The 22,549-nt window shown below is 66.8% G+C and carries 20 protein-coding genes and 1 tRNA gene; 12 read left to right on the top strand and 9 right to left on the bottom strand.

The features are described 5' to 3' along the window. Window positions 1-36: 36 nt before the first annotated feature. From Amac_RS34680 to Amac_RS34665, 4 genes are all read right to left on the bottom strand, one after another. The gene (locus Amac_RS34680; RefSeq protein WP_155358650.1) at window positions 37-888 is read right to left on the bottom strand and encodes an NUDIX hydrolase; all 852 of its coding nucleotides are present in this window, start codon (window positions 886-888) and stop codon (window positions 37-39) included. Next, window positions 885-2,987, bottom strand: a complete 2,103-nt coding sequence (locus tag Amac_RS34675) for an RNA degradosome polyphosphate kinase (protein WP_155358649.1) — start codon at window positions 2,985-2,987, stop codon at window positions 885-887. The genes Amac_RS34680 and Amac_RS34675 overlap by 4 nt, the downstream gene beginning before the upstream one ends. 162 nt (window positions 2,988-3,149) lie before the next feature. Next, on the bottom strand, window positions 3,150-4,157 hold the full coding sequence (locus tag Amac_RS58125) for a TetR/AcrR family transcriptional regulator (RefSeq protein WP_155358648.1): 1,008 nt from the start codon (window positions 4,155-4,157) through the stop codon (window positions 3,150-3,152). 91 nt (window positions 4,158-4,248) lie between these two features. Further along, window positions 4,249-5,190: an acyl-CoA desaturase gene (locus Amac_RS34665; RefSeq protein ID WP_155358647.1), complete on the bottom strand. Its 942-nt coding sequence runs from the start codon at window positions 5,188-5,190 to the stop codon at window positions 4,249-4,251. Window positions 5,191-5,439: 249 nt separating this feature from the next. On the opposite strand from Amac_RS34665, the gene Amac_RS34660 reads away from it, so the two are divergent. The 5 genes from Amac_RS34660 (at window position 5,440) to pth (ending at window position 9,704) form a co-directional block, all read left to right on the top strand. Next, window positions 5,440-5,512: transfer RNA gene (locus Amac_RS34660), tRNA-Gln, on the top strand. Window positions 5,513-5,662: 150 nt separating this feature from the next. Continuing rightward, window positions 5,663-7,105: a bifunctional UDP-N-acetylglucosamine diphosphorylase/glucosamine-1-phosphate N-acetyltransferase GlmU gene (gene glmU, locus Amac_RS34655; RefSeq protein WP_155358646.1), complete on the top strand. Its 1,443-nt coding sequence runs from the start codon at window positions 5,663-5,665 to the stop codon at window positions 7,103-7,105. 74 nt (window positions 7,106-7,179) lie between these two features. After that, window positions 7,180-8,157 carry a ribose-phosphate diphosphokinase gene (locus Amac_RS34650; protein WP_155358645.1) on the top strand — a complete coding sequence of 326 codons (978 nt, stop codon included), beginning with the start codon at window positions 7,180-7,182 and terminating at the stop codon, window positions 8,155-8,157. Window positions 8,158-8,250: 93 nt separating this feature from the next. Next, window positions 8,251-8,862: a 50S ribosomal protein L25/general stress protein Ctc gene (locus Amac_RS34645; RefSeq protein WP_155358644.1), complete on the top strand. Its 612-nt coding sequence runs from the start codon at window positions 8,251-8,253 to the stop codon at window positions 8,860-8,862. Window positions 8,863-9,113: 251 nt separating this feature from the next. Then, a complete protein-coding gene (gene pth / locus Amac_RS34640; RefSeq protein WP_155358643.1) occupies window positions 9,114-9,704 on the top strand; it encodes an aminoacyl-tRNA hydrolase in 591 nt (196 codons plus the stop codon). Here pth and Amac_RS34635 read toward each other — a convergent pair. Then, a complete protein-coding gene (locus Amac_RS34635; RefSeq protein ID WP_246268919.1) occupies window positions 9,701-10,270 on the bottom strand; it encodes a 3'-5' exonuclease in 570 nt (189 codons plus the stop codon). The genes pth and Amac_RS34635 overlap by 4 nt on opposite strands. A gap of 94 nt (window positions 10,271-10,364) precedes the next feature. On the opposite strand from Amac_RS34635, the gene Amac_RS34630 reads away from it, so the two are divergent. From Amac_RS34630 to Amac_RS34600, 7 genes are all read left to right on the top strand, one after another. Continuing rightward, complete coding sequence (locus Amac_RS34630; RefSeq protein ID WP_155358724.1) at window positions 10,365-11,795, top strand: sugar transferase; 1,431 nt, start codon at window positions 10,365-10,367, stop codon at window positions 11,793-11,795. A 4-nt stretch (window positions 11,796-11,799) separates the two neighbouring features. After that, window positions 11,800-12,561, top strand: a complete 762-nt coding sequence (locus tag Amac_RS34625; protein ID WP_155358642.1) for a 3'(2'),5'-bisphosphate nucleotidase CysQ — start codon at window positions 11,800-11,802, stop codon at window positions 12,559-12,561. Between the two features lie 26 nt (window positions 12,562-12,587). Further along, on the top strand, window positions 12,588-13,502 hold the full coding sequence (gene cysD / locus Amac_RS34620) for a sulfate adenylyltransferase subunit CysD (protein WP_155358641.1): 915 nt from the start codon (window positions 12,588-12,590) through the stop codon (window positions 13,500-13,502). Further along, complete coding sequence (cysN, locus tag Amac_RS34615; RefSeq protein WP_155358640.1) at window positions 13,502-14,746, top strand: sulfate adenylyltransferase subunit CysN; 1,245 nt, start codon at window positions 13,502-13,504, stop codon at window positions 14,744-14,746. The genes cysD and cysN overlap by 1 nt, the downstream gene beginning before the upstream one ends. Before the next feature lie 107 nt (window positions 14,747-14,853). Beyond that, window positions 14,854-15,747, top strand: a complete 894-nt coding sequence (locus Amac_RS34610) for a sulfotransferase family protein (protein ID WP_246268917.1) — start codon at window positions 14,854-14,856, stop codon at window positions 15,745-15,747. Window positions 15,748-15,763: 16 nt separating this feature from the next. Further along, entirely contained in the window at window positions 15,764-16,657 is an 894-nt protein-coding gene (locus Amac_RS34605) for a glycosyltransferase family 2 protein (RefSeq protein ID WP_155358639.1), read from the top strand. Next, window positions 16,657-17,487, top strand: coding sequence for a WecB/TagA/CpsF family glycosyltransferase (locus Amac_RS34600; protein ID WP_155358638.1), 831 nt, complete (start codon window positions 16,657-16,659; stop codon window positions 17,485-17,487). Before Amac_RS34605 ends, Amac_RS34600 begins: the two co-directional genes overlap by 1 nt. A gap of 744 nt (window positions 17,488-18,231) precedes the next feature. On the opposite strand, the gene Amac_RS34590 is transcribed toward Amac_RS34600, so the two are convergent. The 4 genes from Amac_RS34590 to Amac_RS34570 form a co-directional block, all read right to left on the bottom strand. Continuing rightward, window positions 18,232-18,579 (bottom strand): hypothetical protein, encoded by a 348-nt coding sequence (locus Amac_RS34590; RefSeq protein ID WP_155358636.1) that lies wholly within the window; start codon window positions 18,577-18,579, stop codon window positions 18,232-18,234. Between the two features lie 43 nt (window positions 18,580-18,622). Next, window positions 18,623-20,380, bottom strand: a complete 1,758-nt coding sequence (locus Amac_RS34585) for an AbeC-like domain-containing protein (RefSeq protein WP_155358635.1) — start codon at window positions 20,378-20,380, stop codon at window positions 18,623-18,625. A gap of 358 nt (window positions 20,381-20,738) precedes the next feature. Further along, window positions 20,739-21,662, bottom strand: a complete 924-nt coding sequence (locus tag Amac_RS34575; protein WP_155358633.1) for a sulfotransferase — start codon at window positions 21,660-21,662, stop codon at window positions 20,739-20,741. Next, window positions 21,659-22,462, bottom strand: coding sequence for a lipopolysaccharide biosynthesis protein (locus tag Amac_RS34570; protein ID WP_246268928.1), 804 nt, complete (start codon window positions 22,460-22,462; stop codon window positions 21,659-21,661). The genes Amac_RS34575 and Amac_RS34570 overlap by 4 nt, the downstream gene beginning before the upstream one ends. Window positions 22,463-22,549: the final 87 nt, after the last annotated feature.

The following is a 22,549-nucleotide window of genomic DNA, read 5'->3' as shown; positions in this document are numbered from 1 at the left end:
CGTATGTCGCGGCCAAGCCCGCCGATCCGGAGGATATTACGTGGCGTAACGTTCCACGCTGACTAGGTGGTCGCCGCTGTGGTGGACGACCGCGAAGGCGCCCTTGCGGAGGTGGGTGTCGCCGCAGCGGTGGTCGCAGATGGCGTCGAGCAGGTCGGGGACGACCTTGCCATGCGTGCACACGACCGCGGGTTCGTCCAGTTTCTGGACCAGGCGGAGGGTTTCGCGTGGGTCGTAGTGGTTCTCCGTGAGGAGTTTCTCCTTGCGCACGGGGAGGCCGGTTTGCGTCGCGTACGGCTTGAGGGTCTGGACGCAGCGTTTGCTCGGGGAGCTGACCAGGGCGGTCGGCGCGTACCCGACGAGGGCGGTGGCCAGGGTTTCGGCTTGGGCCATCCCGGCCTGGTCGAGGGGGCGGCGGTCGTCGTCGCCTTTCCAGTCCTGGCGGGAGCCGGCCTGGCCATGCCGTACCAGGATCAACGGGGTGGTGCGGAGAGGGGCGGCGGTGAGGGCGCGGAGCAGGCCCGCGTCCCATTCGTAGGTGAGGCGGCGGCGGGCGGCGTCCAGGCTGAGCCATGCGACCTGGTCGACCTCCTCGACGGCTTCCAGGTCGCCGATGGCGACGGCCTGGGCGGTCCAGTAGTCCACCCGTTTCAGGCGGCCGTCCTTCAGGTAGTGCACGGGGGGCAGCGAACGGCCGAGGACGACCTGCAGGCCGGTCTCCTCGGCCACCTCGCGGAGCGCTCCGGCGATCACGTGCTCGCCGGGTTTCAGCTTGCCCTTGGGGAAGGACCAGTCGTCATACCGGGGGCGGTGGACCACCGCGACCTCCGGGTTCCGCTCGTCCCCGCGCCAGATCACGGCACCGGAGGCGCGTACCAGATCGGTCATTCGCTGTCGTCCACCGTGCGCCACCGGCGGGTGCCGATGAGGTGGTGCTGCAGGTCGGTTCCGCCTTGGTGTCTTTGCCAGAGTCCGTCCGCGTTGAGCCACCATGAGTCCGTCCCATCGGAGAAGGCCCGATCGAGCAGGTCCGCGATGTACGTGCGATGTTGCGTTCCGGTCACCTTGACCAGGGCTTCCACTCGGCGGTCCAGGTTCCGGCGCATCAGGTCGGCGCTGCCGATCCAGTATTCGGGGCGCCTGCCCAGGCCGAACTCGAACACCCGCGAGTGCTCGAGGAAGCGGCCGAGCACGCTTCTGACCCGGATCGTCTCCGACAAACCTGGCACGCCCGGCCGGAGCGTGCAGATGCCGCGCACCAGGAGGTCGATCGGGACTCCCGCCCGCGAGGCACGGTAGAGCGCGTCGATGATGGGCTCGTCGACCAGCGAGTTCGTCTTGATGCGGATCTTGGCCGGGCGTCCGGCGGTCTGGTGGGCGATCTCCCGGTCGATCCGGCCCAGCACGCCCTGGCGCATCGAGTGCGGGGCGACCAGCAGGCGGCGGTAGGCCGAATGGTTGGAGTAGCCGGTGAGATGGATGAACAGGTCGGTGACGTCCTCGCCCATCAGCGGGTCGGCGGTCAGCAGGCCGAAGTCCTCGTACATGCGGGCGGTCTTCGGGTTGTAGTTGCCGGTGCCGATGTGGCAGTAGCGGCGCAGCTCGCCGCTCGGCTCCTGGCGTACGACCAGGGCCAGCTTGCAGTGCGTCTTCAGGCCGAGCACGCCGTAGACGACGTGGCAGCCGGCGCGTTCGAGCTTGCGCGCCCAGGAGATGTTGGCGTGCTCGTCGAACCTCGCCTTGATCTCGACGACGACCACGACCTGCTTGCCCGCTTCGGCGGCGTCGATCAGGGCGTCCACGATGGGGGAGTCGCCGCTGGTGCGGTACAGGGTCTGCTTGATCGCGAGTACGTCCGGGTCGGCGGCGGCCTGCTCGATGAAACGCTGCACGCTGGTGGAGAAGGAGTCGTACGGGTGGTGCAGCAGGATGTCGCGCTCGCGGAGCAGGGCGAAGATGTCGTCGTCGGCGTGTACGGCTTCGGCCGGGACGAACGGGCGGTAGCTCAGGTCGCCGCGGTTCTGGGCCGGGCCGATGTCGGCGATGGCGTGCAGGCCGGACAGGTCCAGCGGGCCAGGCAGCCGGTAGATCTCGTGTTCGGCGACGCCGAGCTCCTCGACCAGGAGTTCCAGGACCTCGTCGGTGATGGTGTCCTCGACTTCGAGGCGGACCGGAGGGCCGAAACGGCGGCGCAGGAGCTCGCGTTCGAGGGCCTGCATGAGGTTCTCGGTGACGTCCTCGTCGACGTCCAGGTCCTCGTTCCTGGTGACGCGGAAGACGTGGTGCTGGATGATCTCCATGCCCTTGAAGAGCTGGCCCAGGTGGGCGGCGATGACGTCTTCCAGGGGGACGAAACGGTCTCTGGAAGCGGTGACGAAGCGGGGCAGCTGGCTGGGAACCTTGACGCGGGCGAAGACGGTGTTGCCCGTTGACGGGTTCCGGACGGTGACCGCGAGGTTGAGCGAAAGTCCGGAAATATAGGGGAATGGGTGGGCGGGGTCGACGGCGAGCGGCGTCAGCACCGGCCGGATCCGCTCCCGGAACAGCTTGCGCATCGCGGTGCGCTCATCCCGGCCCAGATCATCCCACCGGACGATCTCGATGCCCTCGGCCGCCAGATCCGGCCCCACCAGCTTGTGGAAGCAGGCGTCATGCCGGCGCGCCAGCCCATCCGCGATCCCCGCGATCCTGGCCAGCTCCTCGCGCGGCTTCAGCCCGCTCTTGGTCCGCAACAGCAGGCCGGTGGCCATCCGCCGTTTCAGCCCCGCCACCCGCACCCGGAAGAACTCGTCGAGGTTACTCGCGAAGATCGCCAGAAACCGCACCCGCTCCAACAGCGGCGTCCGCGGATCCTCAGCCAGCTCAAGCACCCGCTCATTGAACTGAAGCCAGCTCTCCTCCCGGTTGAGAAACCGATCAGGAGGAAGTGGCCGATCCCCAGGGTTGTGGTCTTCCTGCTTCGAAGCGACAGAGATTTCGGCGGACATGTCCTAAATATGCCCGAACTTGTTGAACGGAACGTTAACTGACACCTGAAATCTCGGCGTGTCTCGCTCTGACAGGACGATTTGTGGGGGAACTACGGCGATGGCGGGGGCGGGCGGAGCCCGAGGGAAAACAGAGGGCTGGGTGGGTGGGAGAGACTACCCCTACTGGGGTTCCACGTCTGCGAGGCGGGCTTCTAGTTCGGCTTGGCGGGCTTCGAGGGCGCGGAGGCGTTCCTGCTCGCGTTGTTCGCGTTCGCGTTGCTTCTCGAGCTCGCGCTGCAGCTTCTCGTGTTCCTTTGTCTCGCGTTCACGTTGCTTGTCGAGCTCACGCTGAGCCTTCTCCTGCTCCTTGAGCTCGCGTTCACGCTGCCGCTCCAGCTCCTTGGCCTCACGCTCCCGCTGCTTATCGAGCTCCCGGCGCAACTTCTCCTGCTCCTTGAGCTCACGCTCCCGCTGCTTACCCAGCTCCTTGAGCTCCTTGTCGCTGAGCTCCTTCCCCGGCATTTCAGGAACAAGGCCCGGAGCGAGGACAAGCCCACGCGACGCACTCGTCAGCCGCGGATTCGGGTCCAAACTCGTAAGACCGTTCCAGCAGAGATTCACCAGATGAGCGGCCACCTCCTCACGGCTCGGCTTACGCACATCCAGCCACCACTGCCCAGTCAGCGCGACCATGCCGACGAGCATCTGCGCATACATCGGAGCAAGCTTCGGGTCGTACCCACGCTCCACGAACTCATCGGCCAGCACATCCTCCACCTGGCTCGCGATGTCACTGAGCAGGCTGCCGAAGGTCCCCGTCCCAGAAGCCGCGTGCGAGTCACGAACCAGGATCCGGAACCCCTCGCTGCTCTCCTCGATGTACTGCAACAGCGCCAACGCCGCCCGCTCCAGCTTGACCAGCGAATGCGACGCCGACAGCGCCTGCGTCACCAGGCTGAGCAACCGCTGCATCTCCCGGTCGATGACGACCGCGTAGATCCCTTCCTTGCCCCCGAAATGTTCGTACACCACGGGCTTCGACACCTTCGCGTGAGCTGCGATCTCCTCCACCGACGTCCCGTCGAAGCCCTTCTCCGCGAAGAGCGCGCGACCGATATGGATCAACTGCTCGCGCCGCTCGGCGCCGGTCATGCGTCTGCGGGATCTGGGTTCGGTCACGGGTTCCATAATGGCGGTCGCCGTGGAATCCGTCCCATTCGGGGATGGGAGACGTACGGCTACCACGATCTCCGCGGTAGCCGTACGAGAATTGCCTGGGTCAGCCAAGGCGCTTCGCCGCCAGTCTCTCGGGGACGGGCCAGCGCACGTCGTACACCCAGCCGAGCTTCTCGAAGATGCGGATGGTGCCCGCGCTCAGGTCGATCTGGCCCTTCAGGGCGCCGTGCCGGGCGCAGGTGGGGTCGGAGTGGTGCAGGTTGTGCCAGGACTCGCCGAACGAGGGGATGGCCAGCCACCAGACATTTCGCGACTTGTCACGGACTTCGAAGGCTTCGTCGCCGAAGACGTGGCAGATCGAGTTGATCGACCACGTGACGTGGTGCAGCAGGCCGATCCGGATCACGGTGCCCCAGAAGAACGCGGTGGCCGCGCCCTGCCAGGACCAGGTGATCAGGCCGCCGAGGACGGCCGGGAGGACCAGAGAGGTGATCGCCAGAGTGGGGAAGAGCTTGTGGAGCCTGATGACGTCCGGGTCTTTGACCAGGTCCGGGGCATACTTCTCCCGGTTTGTACGGTGTGTTTCGAACAACCAGCCCATGTGGGCCCAGAGCAGGCCCTTGGTGATGGCCCAGAAGCCGGTCCCGAAGCGCCACGGCGAGTGCGGATCGCCGTCCTTGTCGGAGAACTTGTGGTGCTTGCGGTGGGTAGCGACCCAGTCGAGCACCGACATCTCCAGGGAGAGGCTCCCCGCGATGCCGAGCGCGATCTTCATCGGGCGCTTGGCCTTGAACGAGCCGTGGGTGAAGTAACGGTGCAGACCGACCGTCACCCCCAGGCCGGTGACCACGTAGAAAACAAAGCCGATCGCGACGTCGATCCAGCTGAGCAGGCCCCAGCTCCAGGCCATCGGCACGGCGACGGCGAGTGCCACCAGTGGCGCCCCGACGACGAAACCGAAGGTGATGAGCTCGGGAAGGGTCTTCGGTTCGGGGTCGATGTCCGGTTTCGGCTGCGGAGCGGCTCGCTCCGTTACAACGGTCATGGGCTACCTCGCGGTCGTGGGATTGCTGCCTACGCTACCGTAACTTACGCCATCGTAAGTAAGGAAGCCCTAAGTTGTGACTGTATGGAACATGACCGTTGAAGGTCCATCTCGTGGCGCTCCCCCGACTTGCCGAACAACACGAACTCTGTTATGGAACGACGGGCGACACAGCGCGCGGATATCACAACGCGTCTTGGGATCGGTCCCGGTAAGGTGGTGGCTGATCGAACCGGTTGGTTCGAGCTATCCGGCGTTGGGTAATTGGCAGCCCGCCAACCTTTGGAGTTGGTTTGTCCTGGTTCGAGTCCAGGCGCCGGAACGCGGTGGGGGTGGTGTGCCGGGTGTGATCGGTGCCCGGCCAGGTAAGCTCACGTTGTCGAGTGGGTGACCGTGCGGTGCCTTGGCGGTAGCCGTACAGCATCCTGATCTAAGAGCCGTCTCACCAGCGGATCCGAGGGAGCTCCCACAAGTGAGTGCGCCGCGCCCGGCCGCCGTCATCGTCCTCGCCGCGGGCGAGGGCACGCGGATGAAGTCGAAGACCCCGAAAGTTTTGCACGAGCTTTGTGGTCGCTCCCTGGTCGACCACATGCTCGTCGTCGCCCGGGGCCTCAACCCCGACAAGTTGATCGTCGTCATCGGCCATGCGCGCGAGCAGATGGAGGCCCATCTGGCCCGGACCTCGCCCGACGCGCGCCAGGTCGTCCAGGAACAGCAGAACGGCACAGGACACGCGGTCCGCACGGTCCTGGAGGCGGTCGGCACCATCGACGGAACGGTCCTGGTGACCTACGGCGACACGCCGTTGCTGCGCACCGAGACCCTCACCGCCCTGCTGGCCAGGCACGCCGACGACGCCAACGCGGTCACCGTGCTGACCGCGAAGGTCCCGGACCCGACCGGTTACGGAAGGATCGTCCGGGATGCCACCGGCGCGGTCCTGGAGATCGTCGAGGAGAAGGACGCCACGCCCGACCAGCGCGCCATCACCGAGATGAACTCGGGGGTGTACGCGTTCGACGGCCTCCTCCTCGCCGACGCCGTCAAACGTGTCTCCACCTCCAACGCGCAGGGCGAGGAATACCTCACCGACGTGCTGTCGATCCTCCGCGAGGAGGGCCACCGCGTCGGCGCCCACATCGCGGTCGACTACGTCGAGGTCGAGGGCGTCAACAACAAGGTCCAGCTGGCCTTCGCCCGCCGGGTGCTCAACGAGCGCATCCTGCACGCCCACATGCTCAACGGCGTGACCGTGATCGACCCCGCCAGCACCTGGATCGACGCCGACGTCACCCTGGAGGCCGACGCGGTGATCCACCCCGGCACCCAGCTGCACGGCGCGACCCGGATCGCCGCCGGCGCCGAGATCGGCCCCGGCACCACCCTCACCGACACGATCGTGGGCGAGGAGGCGGTCGTCCGCAACGCCGTCTGCTTCAGCTCCGAGATCGGCCCGCGCGCCTCGGTCGGCCCGTTCGCCTACCTGCGGCCCGGCACCCGCCTCGGCGTGAAGGGCAAGATCGGCACGTTCGTGGAGACCAAGAACGCCACCATCGGCGAAGGTTCCAAAATCCCCCATCTCAGTTACGTCGGCGACGCCACCATCGGCACCGGATCCAACATCGGCGCCGGATGCGTGTTCGTGAACTACGACGGTGTCACGAAAAGTCACACAACGGTGGGCGATCATGCCCGGGTCGGCAGCGACAACATGCTGGTCGCCCCGATTCACGTCGGCGACGGCGCGTACACGGCGGCGGGCTCGGTGCTCGTCAACGACGTGCCGCCGGGCGCGATGGCCGTGGCCAGGAGCCGCCAGCGCAATGTCGAAGGCTGGGTGCTCCGCCGCCGGGTAGGTACGGCTTCCGCGGAAGCAGCCCAGCGGGCGCTCGATTCCGGGCAGGCCCCAGCGTGAAGCAGTACGGATCGGATCAAGGCGCGGTCTACCGCGTATCACCGGATTATCCCGGGCCAGGAGGAGCAAGCCGCATGAGTGGGATTCAGACGATGGGTCAGAAGAACCTGATGTTCTTCTCCGGTCGGGCGTATCCGGAACTCGCCGAAGAAGTCGCGAAGAACCTCGGGGTGGAGATCACTCCCACCGCGCTCCGCGACTTCGCCAACGGTGAGATCTACGTCCGCTACCTGGAGTCGGTACGGGGCTGTGACGCGTTCATCATCCAGAGCCACACCGCCCCGATCAACAAGTGGATCATGGAACAATTGATCATGGTGGACGCGCTGAAACGCGCCTCCGCCAAACGGGTGACCGTGATCATGCCCTTCTTCGGGTACGCCCGCCAGGACAAGAAGGGCAGAGGCCGCGAGCCCATCACCGCCCGCCTGATGGCCGACCTGTTCAAGCAGGCCGGCGCCGACCGCCTGATGTCCATCGACCTGCACACCTCGCAGATCCAGGGCTTCTTCGACGGCCCGGTGGACCACCTGTTCGCGATGCCGATCCTGATCGACTACCTGCGCGACAAGGTCGACCCGGCCACCACCACGATCGTCTCGCCGGACACCGGCCGAGTCCGCCTGGCCGAACGCTGGTCGGACTCGTTGCGTACTCCGGTCGCCTTCATCCACAAGCGCCGCGACCTGGACGTGGCCAACCAGGTGAAGGTCAACGAGGTGGTCGGCAAGGTCCGCGGCCGCACCTGCGTGCTGATCGACGACATGATCGACACCGGCGGCTCGATCTGCAAGGCCGCCGACGCCCTCTACGACCACGGCGCCACCAACGTGGTCGTGGCCGCCACCCACGCCGTGTTCAGCGAACCCGCCGTGGACCGATTGAAGAACTCGCGGATCTCCGAGGTCGTCGTCACCAACACGCTGCCGATCCCGGAGGCTGCGCGCTTCGACAAGCTCACCGTGCTGTCGATCGCGCCGCTGATCGCCCGCGCCATCACCGAGGTCTTCACCGACGGTTCGGTGACGAGCTTGTTCGAGGGAGACTCATAAGCCGATAGACTGCATTAGTTGCGCTCGTAACGCCTTCCGCTAGGGCGGGTGAGGGGGAGCGCGTCATCCATCGATTTCCCTAGGAGATGTGCCGTGTCCGAAGTCATCATCACCAGCGAACCCCGCGATAAGTTCGGCAAGGGCGCCGCCCGCGCCATCCGCCGCGCCAACCGCGTCCCCGCCGTTCTGTACGGCCACGGCACCGAGCCCCGCCACCTGAGCCTGCCGGGCCACGAGCTCCTGCTCGCGCTCCGCACCCCCAACGTGCTGATCAAGCTGGAGGGCGCGGTCACCGAGCTGGCCCTGCCCAAGGGCGTGCAGCGCGACCCGATCAAGGGCTTCCTTGAGCACGTCGACCTGCTCGTGGTCAAGCGCGGCGAGAAGGTCGTCGTCGAAATCCCGGTCACCGTGGTCGGCAACGTCGTCAACGGCGCGATGCTCGACCAGCAGATGGTCCAGGTCCAGGTGGAGACCGAGGCCACCCACATCCCGACCGGCGTCGAGGTGGACGTCGAGGGCAAGGACGCGGGCTTCGACCTGTTCGCCGCCGACCTGCCGCTCCCCGCCGGAACGACCCTGGTCGGCGACCCCGAGGCGCTGATCCTGCACGTGATCTCCGCTCCCACGGCCGAACTCCCCGAGGAGCCCGAGGCCGCCGAGCCGACCGCCCCCGCCGAGGCCCCCGAAGCGGCCCCCGCCGAGTAACCCGATCGCGGCGAGAGCCCCACCGGGCATTTCATGCCAGTGTGGGGCTTTCGCCTTTCCTGAGGTTTGTGAGCATTCTGAGCCCTTGAACCTTGTCTGGACGCCGGGCGCGTGACCTCGCCCACGGCGCGAGGGACGTTCATCCTCTCGGCCGTGAACGTGTTCCACGTCGCTTGGCCGGATGCGAGGTGGCTAGAGTTCGAGGATCTAGGCTGGGAACCTGCGTGGGCTGAGTATGGCGGGGAGACGTGGTGGATCGTTGGCTTGTGGTCGGGTTGGGCAATCCTGGCCCGGAGTATGCGGCCAACCGGCATAACGCGGGATTCATGGTGGCCGATGAGCTGGCCGCGCGTGCCGGTGGCCGGTTCAAGGCGCACCGGGCGCGGGCCGAGGTCATGGAAGGACGTCTCGCCGGGGCGTCCGTGGTCCTCGCGAAGCCGCTGTCGTTCATGAACCTTTCTGGCGGGCCGGTGAAGGCACTGGCCGACTTCTACAAGACCACGCAGCTCATCGTCATCCATGACGAATTGGACGTCCCCTATGGCGCACTCCGTACAAAACTGGGCGGCGGAGACAACGGCCACAACGGGCTGAAGTCCATCACGAAGTCGCTCGACACCAAGGACTACCTGCGCCTGCGTTTCGGCATCGGCCGGCCGCCCGGGCGCATGGACACCGCCGTCTACGTTCTCAAGGATTTCGCCACCGCCGAGCGCAAGGACCTTCCCTTCCTGATCGATCGCGCGGCGGACATGGTGGAATCCCTGATCCAGGTCGGCCTGGAGCCGACCCAGAACAAGTTCCACGCGGCCGACCTCAACCTCTCCGGCCCGCCGCGCTAGCGCCAGGTCATCAGGTTCTGGAACAGCTCGGCCTGCTCGAGGGCGTCGTCAAGCGCGTGATGGGAGTGCCGCCGGGTCGACCGCACCTCCTGCGGCATCTGCCGCTTCGTCGCCCACCCAATGGGAACCTTCGCCTTAGCGGCATAAAGCGTCTTTATATCCATGCACCGTGAATGCCCAAACGGCGACACGCCCGCGAACTTCATGAAGTACCAATATATCCACATCCAGTCAAAGGAAAGCGGATACGCAACCAGCACCGGAGTGGACTTCCCGCAGGTCTCCGTGAGCCACTTCGCCGCCGACTTCATGGCCTCCTCCGGATCGCGCCCCTCCCGAACCAGCAGGTCACGATCAAGCCCGCACACAGCCATGGCATCCGGCACGAAATCATCACTGATCGGCCTTAGTTCCGCATAAAACGTGCTCACGCTAGGGTCAAGGCGCTCGAACTCGCGCCCGGTCATCCGCCCGGCCACGGCCATCCCAAAACTCACCATGGAATATGGCCCCGGAATCGGCCCGTCCGCCTCGATATCAACGGAAATGTAGGTTTCGGCTTTCACTGAATTCTCCCCAAGGCAGCGCTAGCATGTCCAGCGGCCAATTAACGGTAGGTATGCGTACGGTTACACGGAGGTATGCGTGAGGGACGGCGAGATGCGGGCGGTCGTCGTCGACCGGGCGCTACCGGTGCCGGAGCGAAAGCTGACGCCGACCTGGACCCTCCGGTATCGGGTGAGTGCCGCCATGTCCGACATCACCTGCGCCTTTCTCGCCGGAGCCGCGGCGGTGGTCCTGCGATTCGGGGAAGTCACTCCGTATGTGGAGCCTTACGTTCTGCTGAGCGGAACCCTGCCATTGTTGTGGGTGATCGTCATGGCCCTCAACCGCGTATACGAACCCCGGCTGATCGGCGTCGGCTCCGAGGAGTTCCGCCGGATCGCCCAGTCGGGCATCGCGATCATCGCCGCCGTGGCCATCGCCGCCTACGTCACCAAGACCGACCTGGCCCGCGGCTACGTCGTACTCGCCCTCCCGCTCATGACCATTCTGACCCTCCTCGGCCGGTACGGCTTGCGCCGCGGCCTGCACCGCAGAAGATCCCGAGGCCAGTGCATGCGCCGAGTCGTCGCCGTCGGACACCCGGAAGCGGTCGCCGACCTGGTCCGCCTGTTCCGCCGCGAGCGCTACCACGGCATGGACATCGTGGCCGCCTGCCTCCCCGAGGAAGGCCCCGACGTCGGAGTCCCCGTATTGGGCGATTTTTCCGACGTGCCGCTGGTGGTCAACCGCATCAACGCCGACACGGTCGCCGTGCTCGCCTGCCCGGAGTTCGACGGGATCGCGCTGCGCCGGCTGGCGTGGCGGCTGGAGCGCAGCCGTACCGACCTGGTGGTGGCGCCGGCCCTGATGGAGGTGGCCGGGCCGCGCACCACGATCCGCCCGGTGGCGGGCCTGCCCCTGCTGCACGTGGAACATCCGGAACTGGCCGGAGTCCGGCGGCTGATCAAGAACGGCTTCGACCGCCTGGTCGCGGGCGTGGTCCTCATCCTGCTGTCACCGCTGCTGCTCGCGCTGGCGATCGCCGTCCGGGTGACCAGCTCGGGCCCCGCCCTGTTCCGCCAGACCAGGGTCGGCCGGGACGGCCAGGAGTTCACCATCCTGAAATTTCGCACCATGGCCCAGGACGCCGAACACCGGAAGATCCAGCTGGTCAGCGACGCCGACGGGGTGCTCTTCAAGATCCGCAGAGACCCCCGGATCACCCCACTCGGAGCCCGCCTGCGACGTCACTCGCTCGACGAGCTCCCCCAACTCATCAACGTGGTCAACGGCCACATGTCCCTGGTCGGCCCCCGCCCGCCCCTGCCAGAGGAGGTGGCCCGCTACGGTGACGACGTCCGCCGCCGCCTGCTGGTCCGCCCCGGCATGACCGGCCTCTGGCAGGTGAACGGCAGATCCGACCTGTCCTGGGAGGAATCGGTACGGTTGGACCTGCGTTATGTCGAGAACTGGTCCCTGATGTTGGATCTTCAAATCCTCTGGAAGACGTGGTCGGCCGTGGCACGCGGAGCAGGAGCGTACTGAGAAAATGACGATCAGAGACGACCACGCCCTAGCCGAAGACCTCGCGACGGAGGCAGGCGAGAAGCTTTTACGCCTGCGCGCCCGATACGGCTTCGATGACCCCAAAGCGCTCAAGGACGCGGGCGACCGCGAGTCCCACCGCTTCCTCACCGAATCGCTGGAACGCCTGCGCCCGAGCGACAGCGTGTTGTCGGAAGAAGGGGACCGGCAGGATCCGGCCCGGCTGAAGGCGAGCCGGGTGTGGATCGTCGACCCCCTGGACGGCACCCGCGAGTTCGGCGAGGCCGGGCGGGCGGACTGGGCGGTGCACGTCGCGCTCTGGGAGAAGGGCGAGCTCGCGGCGGGCGCGGTGGCGTTGCCCGCGCAGGGCCGTACGCTGTCGACCGGCAAGCCCCCCAGGCTGCCGCGCCATGAAGGCCCCCGATTCCGGATCGCGGTGAGCCGCACCAGGCCGCCCGAGTTCGTACAGAAACTCGCCTATCTGGCCGGCGCCGACCTGGTCCCGATCGGCAGCGCGGGCGCGAAGATCTGCGCGGTGCTCACCGGCGAGGTCGAGGCCTACGTGCACGCCGGTGGCCAGTATGAGTGGGATTCGGCCGCTCCGGCGGCCGTCGCGCTCGCCGCGGGAGCGCACGCCAGCCGCATCGACGGCTCGCCGCTGACCTACAACCAAGCCGACCCGTCCCTGCCCGATATCCTGGTCTGCCTACCGGATCTGGCGCCGACGTTGCTCGCCGGCATCCGTGACCTGCATCGGCCTGTGTAACCATCCCCAATCTTAGGAAGCCCCCAATGCTTCAGCGCGACTACACGACGTCGCAGCTCGACGTCCTCGAAGCCGAGGCGATCCACATCATGCGTGAGGTCGCGGCCGAGTTCGAGCGCCCCTGCCTGCTCTTCTCCGGTGGCAAGGATTCGATCGTGATGCTGCGCATCGCGGAGAAGGCGTTCTGGCCGGCGCCGATCCCGTTCCCGCTCATGCACGTGGACACCGGCCACAACTTCAGCGAGGTCATCGACTTCCGGGACCGGCGGGTGGCCGAGCTGGGCGCGCGGCTGGTGGTGGCGTCCGTGCAGGACTCGATCGACGCCGGGCGGGTGGTCGAGGAGACCGGGCGGCGGGCGTCCCGGAACCGGCTGCAGACGACCACGCTGCTGGACGCCATCGAGGAGCACGAGTTCGACGCGGTGTTCGGCGGCGCGCGCCGGGACGAGGAGAAGGCGCGGGCCAAGGAGCGGGTGTTCTCGTTCCGGGACGACTTCGGGCAGTGGGACCCGAAGAACCAGCGGCCCGAACTGTGGAACCTCTACAACGCGAAGATCCGCAAGGGGGAGCACATCCGGGTGTTCCCGCTGTCCAACTGGACCGAGCTCGACATCTGGGACTACATCCGCCGGGAGGGCATCGAGATCCCGACGATCTACTTCGCCCACACCAGGAAGGTGTTCGAGCGCGACGGCATGCTGCTCCCCGAGTCGGACGTGCTGGAGCGCGGCGACGACGAGCCGCTGTTCGAGGCGATGGTGCGCTACCGCACGGTCGGCGACATCACCTGCACGGGCGCGGTCCACTCCACGGCCGCCACGGTGAGCGAGATCATCGAAGAGATCGCGGTGACCAGGATCACCGAACGCGGCGCCACCCGGGCCGACGACCGGGCCTCCGAGGCGGCGATGGAAGACCGCAAGAAGGAAGGGTACTTCTGATGGACATCCTTCGGTTCGCCACCGCCGGATCCGTGGACGACGGCAAGTCCACGCTGATCGGCCGCCTGCTCTTCGACTCCAAGGCCATCTTCGAGGACCAACTGGAAGCCGTCGAGCGCACCAGCCGGGACCGCGGCACCGAATACACCGACCTCTCGCTGCTCACCGACGGCCTGCGCGCCGAACGCGAGCAGGGCATCACCATCGACGTGGCCTACCGCTACTTCGCGACGCCCAAGCGCAAGTTCATCATCGCCGACACGCCCGGGCACATTCAGTACACCAGGAACATGGTCACCGGCGCCTCCACGGCCGACCTGGCCATCATTCTGATCGACGCGCGCAAGGGCGTCCTGGAACAGTCGCGGCGGCACGCGTTCCTGACCACGCTGCTGCGGGTGCCGCACCTGGTGCTCGCGGTCAACAAGATGGACCTGGTCGACTACTCCGAGGAGCGGTTCGAGGAGATCCGCGAGGAGTTCACCTCGTTCGCGTCCAAGCTCAACGCCAGCGACCTGACCTTCATCCCGATCTCCGCGCTGCACGGCGACAACGTCGTCTCCCGCTCGGAGAACATGCCGTGGTATCAGGGCACCTCGCTGCTGCACCACCTGGAGAACGTGCACATCGCCTCCGACCGCAACCTGGTCGACGTGCGCTTCCCCGTGCAGTACGTCATTCGCCCGCACAAGACGGAATTCCACGACTACCGAGGCTATGCCGGGCAGGTCGCGGGCGGCGTGCTCAAGCCGGGCGACGAGGTCATGCACCTGCCGTCCGGGATGGCCACCAGGATCGCCGCGATCGACACCTTCGACGGTCCGGTGGACGAGGCGTTCCCGCCGATGGCGGTCACCCTGCGCTTCGAGGACGACATCGACATCTCGCGCGGCGACATGATCTGCCGCCCGAACAACCAGCCGCTCGCCACCCAGGAGATCGACGCGATGATCTGCTGGATGGCCGACAGCGTGAAGCTGCGCCCGCGGGCCAAGCTGACCATCAAGCACACCACGCGGACCGCGCGCGCCCTGGTCAAGGACCTGCACTACCGGCTGGACGTGAACACGCTGCACCGCGACGAGACGGCCGCCGAGCTGTCGCTCAACGAGATCGGCCGGGTGTCGCTGCGCATCACCCAGCCGCTGTTCGTGGACGACTACGCCAGGAACCGGCTGACCGGTGGCTTCATCCTGATCGACGAGGCCAGCAACGGCACCGTCGGGGCCGGGATGATCCTCTGATCAGGTAGATCATTTAACGTTCCGTGAACAAGTAGTTACTCTCCGCGCTAGCGTCGGCACGTTCCGTATCCACTTCGGGGGTCGTGCTCGTGTCTGACGCTCAGCCGGTGATCTTTGTGGGAGGGCTCGGCCGCAGCGGCACCACGCTGCTGGAGCGCCTGCTCGGAGAGCTGCCCGGGGTCGCGCCGCTCGGTGAGGTCGTGCATCTGTGGCGGCGCGGCGTGCAGGCCGACGAGCCGTGCGGCTGCCGCCAGTCGTTCTCGCAGTGCCCGTTCTGGCACAAGGTGGGGGAACGCGCGTTCGGCGGCTGGCGGGCCGCCAAGGCGGAGCGCCTGCAGGAGCTGCGCGGCAAGGTGGACCGGACCCGGCGGGTGCCGGTGTTCGCGTTCGGCCTGATCAGCCGCGAGGCGCTGCTGACCGAGTATGTGGCGTCCTACTACCGGATCTACGCGGCCGCCGCTGAGATAGTGAACGGCCGGGTGGTGGTGGATTCGAGCAAGCATGCCTCGCTCGCGTACTGCCTGTCGGCGATCATGGATTTGCAGGTCGTGCACGTGGTGCGTGATCCCCGCGCGGTGGCCGCGTCGTGGCGCAGGAAGGTGGCACGCCCGGAGGACGGCAGGCCGATGGCGCGCTGGACCCCCGCCAGGACCGCCGTGCACTGGGTGGTGCAGAACCTCGCGTACGAGGTGTTACGCGTCAAGGGCGTGCCCGTGCTGCGGGTGCACTACGAGGATCTGGTCGAGGAGCCGACGCGGACGCTGCGCCGGCTGGCCGAACGCCTCGGCCTGCCGTGCGGAGAGCCGGACTTCGCGTTCCTCGTCGGCCACGAGGCCCGCCTCGGCGTCGCCCACACCGTCTCCGGCAACCCGATGCGCTTCGCGGTCGGCCGGATCAGATTCCGCGAGAACCACGCCGCCCTGCCCTTCCCGCACCGCTGGGCGGTCACCCTGATCACCCTTCCCTTCCTGCTGCGGTATGGCTACCGCCTGACCTACTAGTTCCGGAGACCGAGACATGAACCCGTCCGTCGGCGTTGTCATCCCCACGCGCGGCGACCGGCCGGGCCCGCTGCGCGCCGCGCTCGAAGGCGTGCTGGGGCAGAATCCCGCCCAGGTTGCCGTCGTTTCTGACGGAGGCGATCCGATCGACGTCGCGGAACAGATCGCGGACGTCGTGGCGGCCACCCGTGGCCGGGTCCGGGTGCTGCCCAACCGGCTCAGCCCCGGCCTTCCCGGCGCGCGCAACACCGGCATCGCCGCGCTCACCACCGACCTGATCGCCTTCTGCGACGACGACGACCTCTGGCTGCCCGGCAAGCTGCCCGCGCAGATCGCCGCCCTCGGCGACGCCGAGTTCGCCTCCTGCGCCATCGAGGTGGAGTACGGCTCCCGCGTCGTCCCCCGCACCGCGGGCCGCTCCGAGGTGACCGTGGCCGACCTGGTCAGGTCGCGGATGATGATGGTGCACTCCTCCACGTTCCTGTTCCGGCGCGGCGCGCTGTGGGTGGACGAGAGCGCTCCAGGCGGCCAGAACGAGGACTGGGATCTGGCCCTGCGTGCGGCCAGGCGGCAGCCGATCGTGCATGTGGATCGTCCGCTGGTGCGGGTCCGCTGGGGAGGCTCCCAGTATGTGACTCGCTGGGCGGATCGCATCGCCGGGCTGGAGTGGATGCTGGCCAGGCATCCGGAACTGGGCGCCGACCCGACCGGCGCGGCTCGCGTCTACGGTCAGCTCGCCTTCCACCATGCGGCGCTCGGGCGGCGGCGCGAGGCCGGGCGGTGGGCGCTGCGCGCCTTCTCGGCCCGCCGGGGCGAGCTCCGCGCGCCGATCGCGCTGGCCGTCGCGACCGGCCTGGTGTCCGCGCACGCCGTGCTCGCGGCGCTGAACACCCGGGGGCACGGCATCTGATGGGGCGCATCCAGTCGCTGCTCGCCATACCCCGGCAGCGTCCGGCGCCGGAGCAGACCGTCCGGCGGCGGCGACGCCGGGTCTCGGTGGCCGGGATCGAGGTCGATCGGCTGACCGAGATCCAGGTCGTGGACCGGGTCGTCACGGCGCTCCGGCGGGGACGCGGGGGCCATGTGATCACGCCGAACGTGGATATCTGCCGGGCTTGCTCGCGGAACTCCGAATTGCGGGCGCTGGTGTTGAAAGCCGATCTGGCGGTGGCCGACGGGATGCCGCTGGTGTGGGCGGCCCGGCTACTCGGCCGCCCACTGCCGGCCCGGATCACGGGAGCCGAGCTGATCTGGTCGCTGTCGGAGGCGGCGGCGTTCTACCGGCTGCCCATCTACCTGCTCGGCGGCCCGCCCGGCGTGGCGGATCGAGCGGCCACCGCACTCTGCGAACGCTATCCCGGCCTCATCGTCGCCGGGGTGGACGCTCCTACGCCCGGGTTCGAGACCGACCCCGAACGATTCGAGCAGATGCGCAGGGCACTGCTCGACGCGAACCCCCTCCTGGTCTTCGTCGGACTCGGCTTCCCCAAACAGGACCTGCTGATCGACCGCCTCCGCGCCGACCTACCGGCCACCTGGTTCGTCGGCTGCGGCTCCGCGATCGCCTTCGCCGCCGGTTCGGTACGGCGCGCGCCCCACTGGATGCGCGACCACGGACTGGAGTGGCTCTACCGCCTCAGCACCGAGCCCAACCGCCTGGCCCGCCGATATCTGATCGACGATCTCCCCTTCGCACTCCGCCTGCTCCTGGTGTGCGCGGTACGGCGCTTGTTCACCTGACCCGACGGAAACCCGACCGCTCCATCTTCTTCACCCGGAGGTGGCAAGTGTTATAGCAAACCGTGTGCAGCCAGTGCCTCAGCCCCGGAACTTCCGAATTCGCGAAGCTGCCGTGCCATGCCATCATACCGTCGAGAAAGGCTGTAGGCTTGCCGCTTATTTAGGGTGTCATTGTTAAGCGCTAGATACAGGTCAACATAGCGCCGGTGTAGACCCGTCAATGCTGTGAGAGTCCTGCCCACAGCGTACGGGACTTGCTGTAGCAATAATCTTGGACAACGCGAGCTTTCCGCGCGCTGACGGGCTGGGTCCGTGAAACCTGACGACGACGTCAGGAAACCAAGATCTGCTCCGACGTCATCGAGCTTGGCCAGGTAACCTTCCACTATGTCTATTCCAACAGTTTTCGTCAGATGCTTGCATTCCCCAGCGATGACGACTTCGCACCCGGCGATGGTTCCGGTCACTCGGATATCGACCTGACGCGGTCGCCCACTCAATCTGCCAATCACGGTGACATGGTGCTCGACAACGGCGTCGGCGTCTATTTGTGCGAGAATAAATGCGACGCTCTGCTCGTACAAGAACCAGTCGGGTGGGTTTTGTGCGCCGCGCGACATGGTGTGCATGCTACCGCTCACTCGCAAAGTATGTGATGCCCGTCTTCGCACCGCTTCCCGGCCAGCCCTGCCCAGTGGGCCGCGCATATGCATGTCGGCATTTGAGAGGGCATATCGCAGCGCTCTAGGACACGGGAAACAGTAGAGCGGTGAGTGCGGCGACGGCTTCGGCGAGGGTGGCGACCGACGCGACGTGCTGGGCCAGGCGGGTCAGGCGGCTGCTGAGGGTGTTCTGGTCGAGGGTGGGCAGGGCGAGTTCGGTGCCGATGCGGTCGAGTTCGGCACGGGCGGCGGCGGGGTCGTCAAGGGTGGTTTCGTGTTGGGTGAGAAGGGCGTCGATCCTGGCGAGCAGGTCGTTGGCGGCTGCTGTCTGGGTGATGTTCTGGATGGCTTGGGGCTGGTTCCCGGCGGCCATCGGACCGGAGACATTGCCCCCTGAGATGCTGATGCCGTGGTTGACGGATTCGCTCATATCGATCGGCCCTGATTCGGAGAGATTGATGTTGTGGGCTTGGTCAGTTGGAGCGGGATTGGGTGGCGGTGGCGGCGGCGCCGGCGGCTACGGGGCCGGTGATAGTGCCGCCGGTGATCAGTGCGCCGTAGTTGACGACGGTGGAGGCCTGCTGACGGTAGATGGCGGTGTCGATTTCCTGGTCTTCGAGGTAGTCCAGGACGGCCTCGGTGAGACGCTGGGAAATGAGCTTGCTGTACTTGTCGATGTCGAGGACCTGCATGAAGCTGGTCGGCTCGGGTTCGGCGCCTAGTTCCCGTACGCTCTGGCGGGAGCCGAAGGGAAACACCCGGAAACGTGCGGGATTGGGCTTAGTGATGGCCTTCATGAGTTCCCGCCAGATCAGGCCGACCAGGCGGAAGGGCGCAAAAAGGATCTCTGCCGCGAGCTGGAGTCGGACGGCTCGCAGGGCCTGAAGGGCGACTTGTACGGGTGAGGTCATGGCGGGGAGCACGTCGATGATGTGGTACTCCCGCTTGCAGGGTGGCAGGGCGGTGACCAGGAACTGGGTGTACAACATGCGGCCTTCGACGGCGAGGTAGATGAAGGCGGAGATGTCGATTTCGCGGTCGATGCCGGGCATGACGGCCTGGCCGTCGGGTTTGGTGACCGGTGGGCCTTCCGCGCCGATGGTGACGCGCTGGTAGTAGCGCATGGCGCCCTGTGGATGGCGGATGACGGCCTGGATCGCGTCGTCGTCGAGGGTGAAGCGGGGGAAGCCGTGCTCGTCGATGAGGGGGTGGCTCTGGTTCAGCCAAGGTTCGCGGGGGAAACTGGTGTTCCAGTCGGGACGACGGAACGTGCCTGGCGCCGTCAGATGATCCTTGATGGCGAGGCGGACAATGCTCTCTTCGGGGTTGACGACGTCGTCCCGCATCTGGGCGAGGCGTTCCCGAACGAAGGTATGGAGCTGCACGGGGTCAATGGCCGTGTTGCGGCGGGTTCCGGAGGTCTTGCCGTGTTCGGGGCGGCGACGGTCGAGTTCGACGACGATGGACCAGGCGCGATTGGTGGCGCCCGCGCCGATGAAGGGGTCTTCGCCGTCGTAGAGGGTTAAATTGCCCCACTGTGCGTTTTTGATGTAATTCTGGCGTCGGACGTCCGTACCGTAGTCGGTGAATGGGATGACGTGCGGCTCGCCAGGGCGGAAGGATTTGGAGAGAAGAATGTATTGGCCAACCCAGTAGGCGATTCCTACCAGGAATGCGGCAATTGTGAAGATTGTTCCTAGGCTGGCCAGGCTGACGGCTATCTGATCAGCAACGTTCCGCCGGGGGGCCAGGCTGTTCAGGCCGCCGATCAGAGGGGCACCGGTGGACAGCAGGGCCAGGAGTGTGGTGACGGCCAGGGATGCGATCAGTGTGAGCGCGTTCCAGGCCGCCCAGATGATCACCACCACCCGCAGGACCCGTCTCTCCTTCACGAACGACAAGGCCAGCAGGGCGAAGGGCAGAGCCAGGAGCAGGACGCCTAGCGAGGCGGGGTTGAGCAGGACGCCCAGCAGCATGAGCACGGTGATGGCCCCGTCACGCATCCAGGAGAAACGCTGCGACCGCAGACAGTGGGCCAGCACCGGGGACACGTCCAGCCCGCCGTACGAGGGTGCGACGGCCCTGTTGTCGGCGAGAAGTTCGTCGACCACTTTATCCCGGAAGGCGGGATCGATATATGCGGCGGCGCAGAGGTACCTCGTCGCATTGGAGAGGAATGTGCTCTGGGACGGTGGGGACTGGGGGCGATCAGCCATTTCCTCGACCAGCATCAGATCTCCTGGAGGATTGCCGGACACGTCAGCCTAGTCGGAAATGCCGACAAGAGCGCCCAAATCCAAAACTTCGACCGCCCATTTGGAGAATCGCCCTGTTCGGTTGAACGGTTTCCTCATCCCGACAAAAACATCCCGCGCGGCCGAAGATGCCGAAGGCCCCGCCGGCCGCCCGGCAGGGCCTTCGGCATCCCCCAGTTGAACGGGTTGTCGTAGAAGGCGGAATTGGTGTGGCATGTGCCGGTCGGGGGCGTGTAACGCACCCCGTCCACAGTGAGCGTCACGTTGTTGGCGGTACCCCCAGGCGTCACCTCGCCGCTGATGAGGGTGGTCGGGTTCGTGCACTGGGGGATCGTCACCGAGGTGCCGCCGCCCGTGTACAAGTACGTTCGCGGGCCGCCGTTGACGGAGAGACCAGGGATCGTACGCGGGAGGCGTCCTCGGGGGAGAGCCGGGTTCGGGCGGCGGCTGTCGCGCTGTCGGTGCGCTGGAATGCCGTGCGGGACAAGCCCGACCAGGTGAAGGCGCGTTCGGTTGAAGGTCCGGTGCAGGCGCGGCGGACGAACTGTGCGGATCGGTCGGTCCAGGTGAGGCCGCACCAGGCGTAGAGGTCGCGGAAGCCGTAGAGGGGGTCGGCGGCCAGGGTTTCGTAGGAGACGACGCGGATGTTCGGGTGCGTGATCGTGTCGGTCACGTCGCGGGCGGCGCGCCAGAGGGCGGCGGCTTTCGCGATGCGGTCCTGGGAGCCGACGTGGTCGCGGAGGGCGAGCAGGTTCGGGTGGTCGCGGATGAGCAGGGGTTGTTCCAGGAGTTCGTGGAAGTAGACCGTCCAGCCGAGGTGTTGCCAGCTGCCGGTGAACGTGACCGGGTCGCGGATCAGGATGATTACCCGGCAGTTGAGGCGGGAGGCGAACCAGGCGGCGGAGAACAGGGCGAACGGGTCGTCCAGGAGGGCGCGGCGGCCGAGCAGGCAGCCGAGGGTGAACGCGGTGCCCGTTCTGAGCAGGCGGGCGAGGGCTGCTGGGCGCCGGTTGTGGCGTAGTTCGGCGAGGAAGCGGTAGCGGAGCGCGGTGGTGTCCGTGAACGCGGGGAGCCAGGTTGGTTCGTTGTCTTCGCAGATGTATTGGAACCGGTTGGGGGGTGGGGTGTTGAGGACGCCTGGGTGGTGGCGTTCCGGATTGAGGGGTTCGTTGACGTAGACGAGTTCGCCGGAGGCGCACAGCATGCGGCCGGTCCAGCTGGTGCCGCTGCGGGGGAGGCCGGTGACGAGAATGGTCATGTGGCGATCCTCGGGCGGAAGCCGTACAGCTGGACTAGGGGGAGGATGTTCTTCACCAGCACGCCGGCGGACCAGCCGAGAGCCGCACCGAGGGCGCCCAGTGATGGGACGAGGGCCAGGTCGATGGCGATGGTGACCGCTACTGCGGAGATGACGTTGATCAGGCTTGCGGTGGTGCGGCCGGACGCGATGAGGACCACGTCCACCATGCCGCACGCCGTGGCGATCATCATCGTGGCGGAGAGGACGAGGGCGATATCCACAGCCTGGGGATAACTTGGTCCGAACAGGCCGAGAATCCAGGGGGCGAGGGCCGCGTAGCCGATCCAGACCGGCCAGGTGATTGCCATCAGCGTCCGGGTGGCCTGCCGGTAGAGCGCTTTCGCCCTGTCAGAGTCGCCATCGGCGATCGCCCGAATCAGCCGGGGTTGTACGGCCTGCGCGAGCCCCTGGCTGACGAGTTGCCCAACTACTTTGAACCGCGTTGCAGCCGTATACATAGCCGCCTCAGCAGGCCCCGCCAACAGAGCGACCACCACGATATCCAGCCGCTGAAAGACCGCCTGAACACCACTGGCCACCGACCGAGGCCCGATATACCGCCAGAATTCCCCCCACCCAACCAACCCAAAAGAATCCCTCGAAACCCGAACCCCCGCCAGCACCAGCACCGGCACCGCAGGCAACGCCCAAGCCACCACCAACACCGGCACCGACGCCCCCGCGACCAGCGCACCCCCTACCAGAACAAGCTGCCCAACCGGCTGCACCACCCCACCCAAAACCAACGTCTCCCGCATCGACCCCCGCCCCCGAGTAGCCGCCACCAACACATCCGCCACCACCACAACCGGCAAAACCACCCCCAACACCCAACTCTCCCCAGC

This window comes from Acrocarpospora macrocephala, assembly GCF_009687865.1.
GTDB lineage: Bacteria > Actinomycetota > Actinomycetes > Streptosporangiales > Streptosporangiaceae > Acrocarpospora > Acrocarpospora macrocephala.
This window is presented reverse-complemented; position numbering and strand designations above follow the sequence as displayed.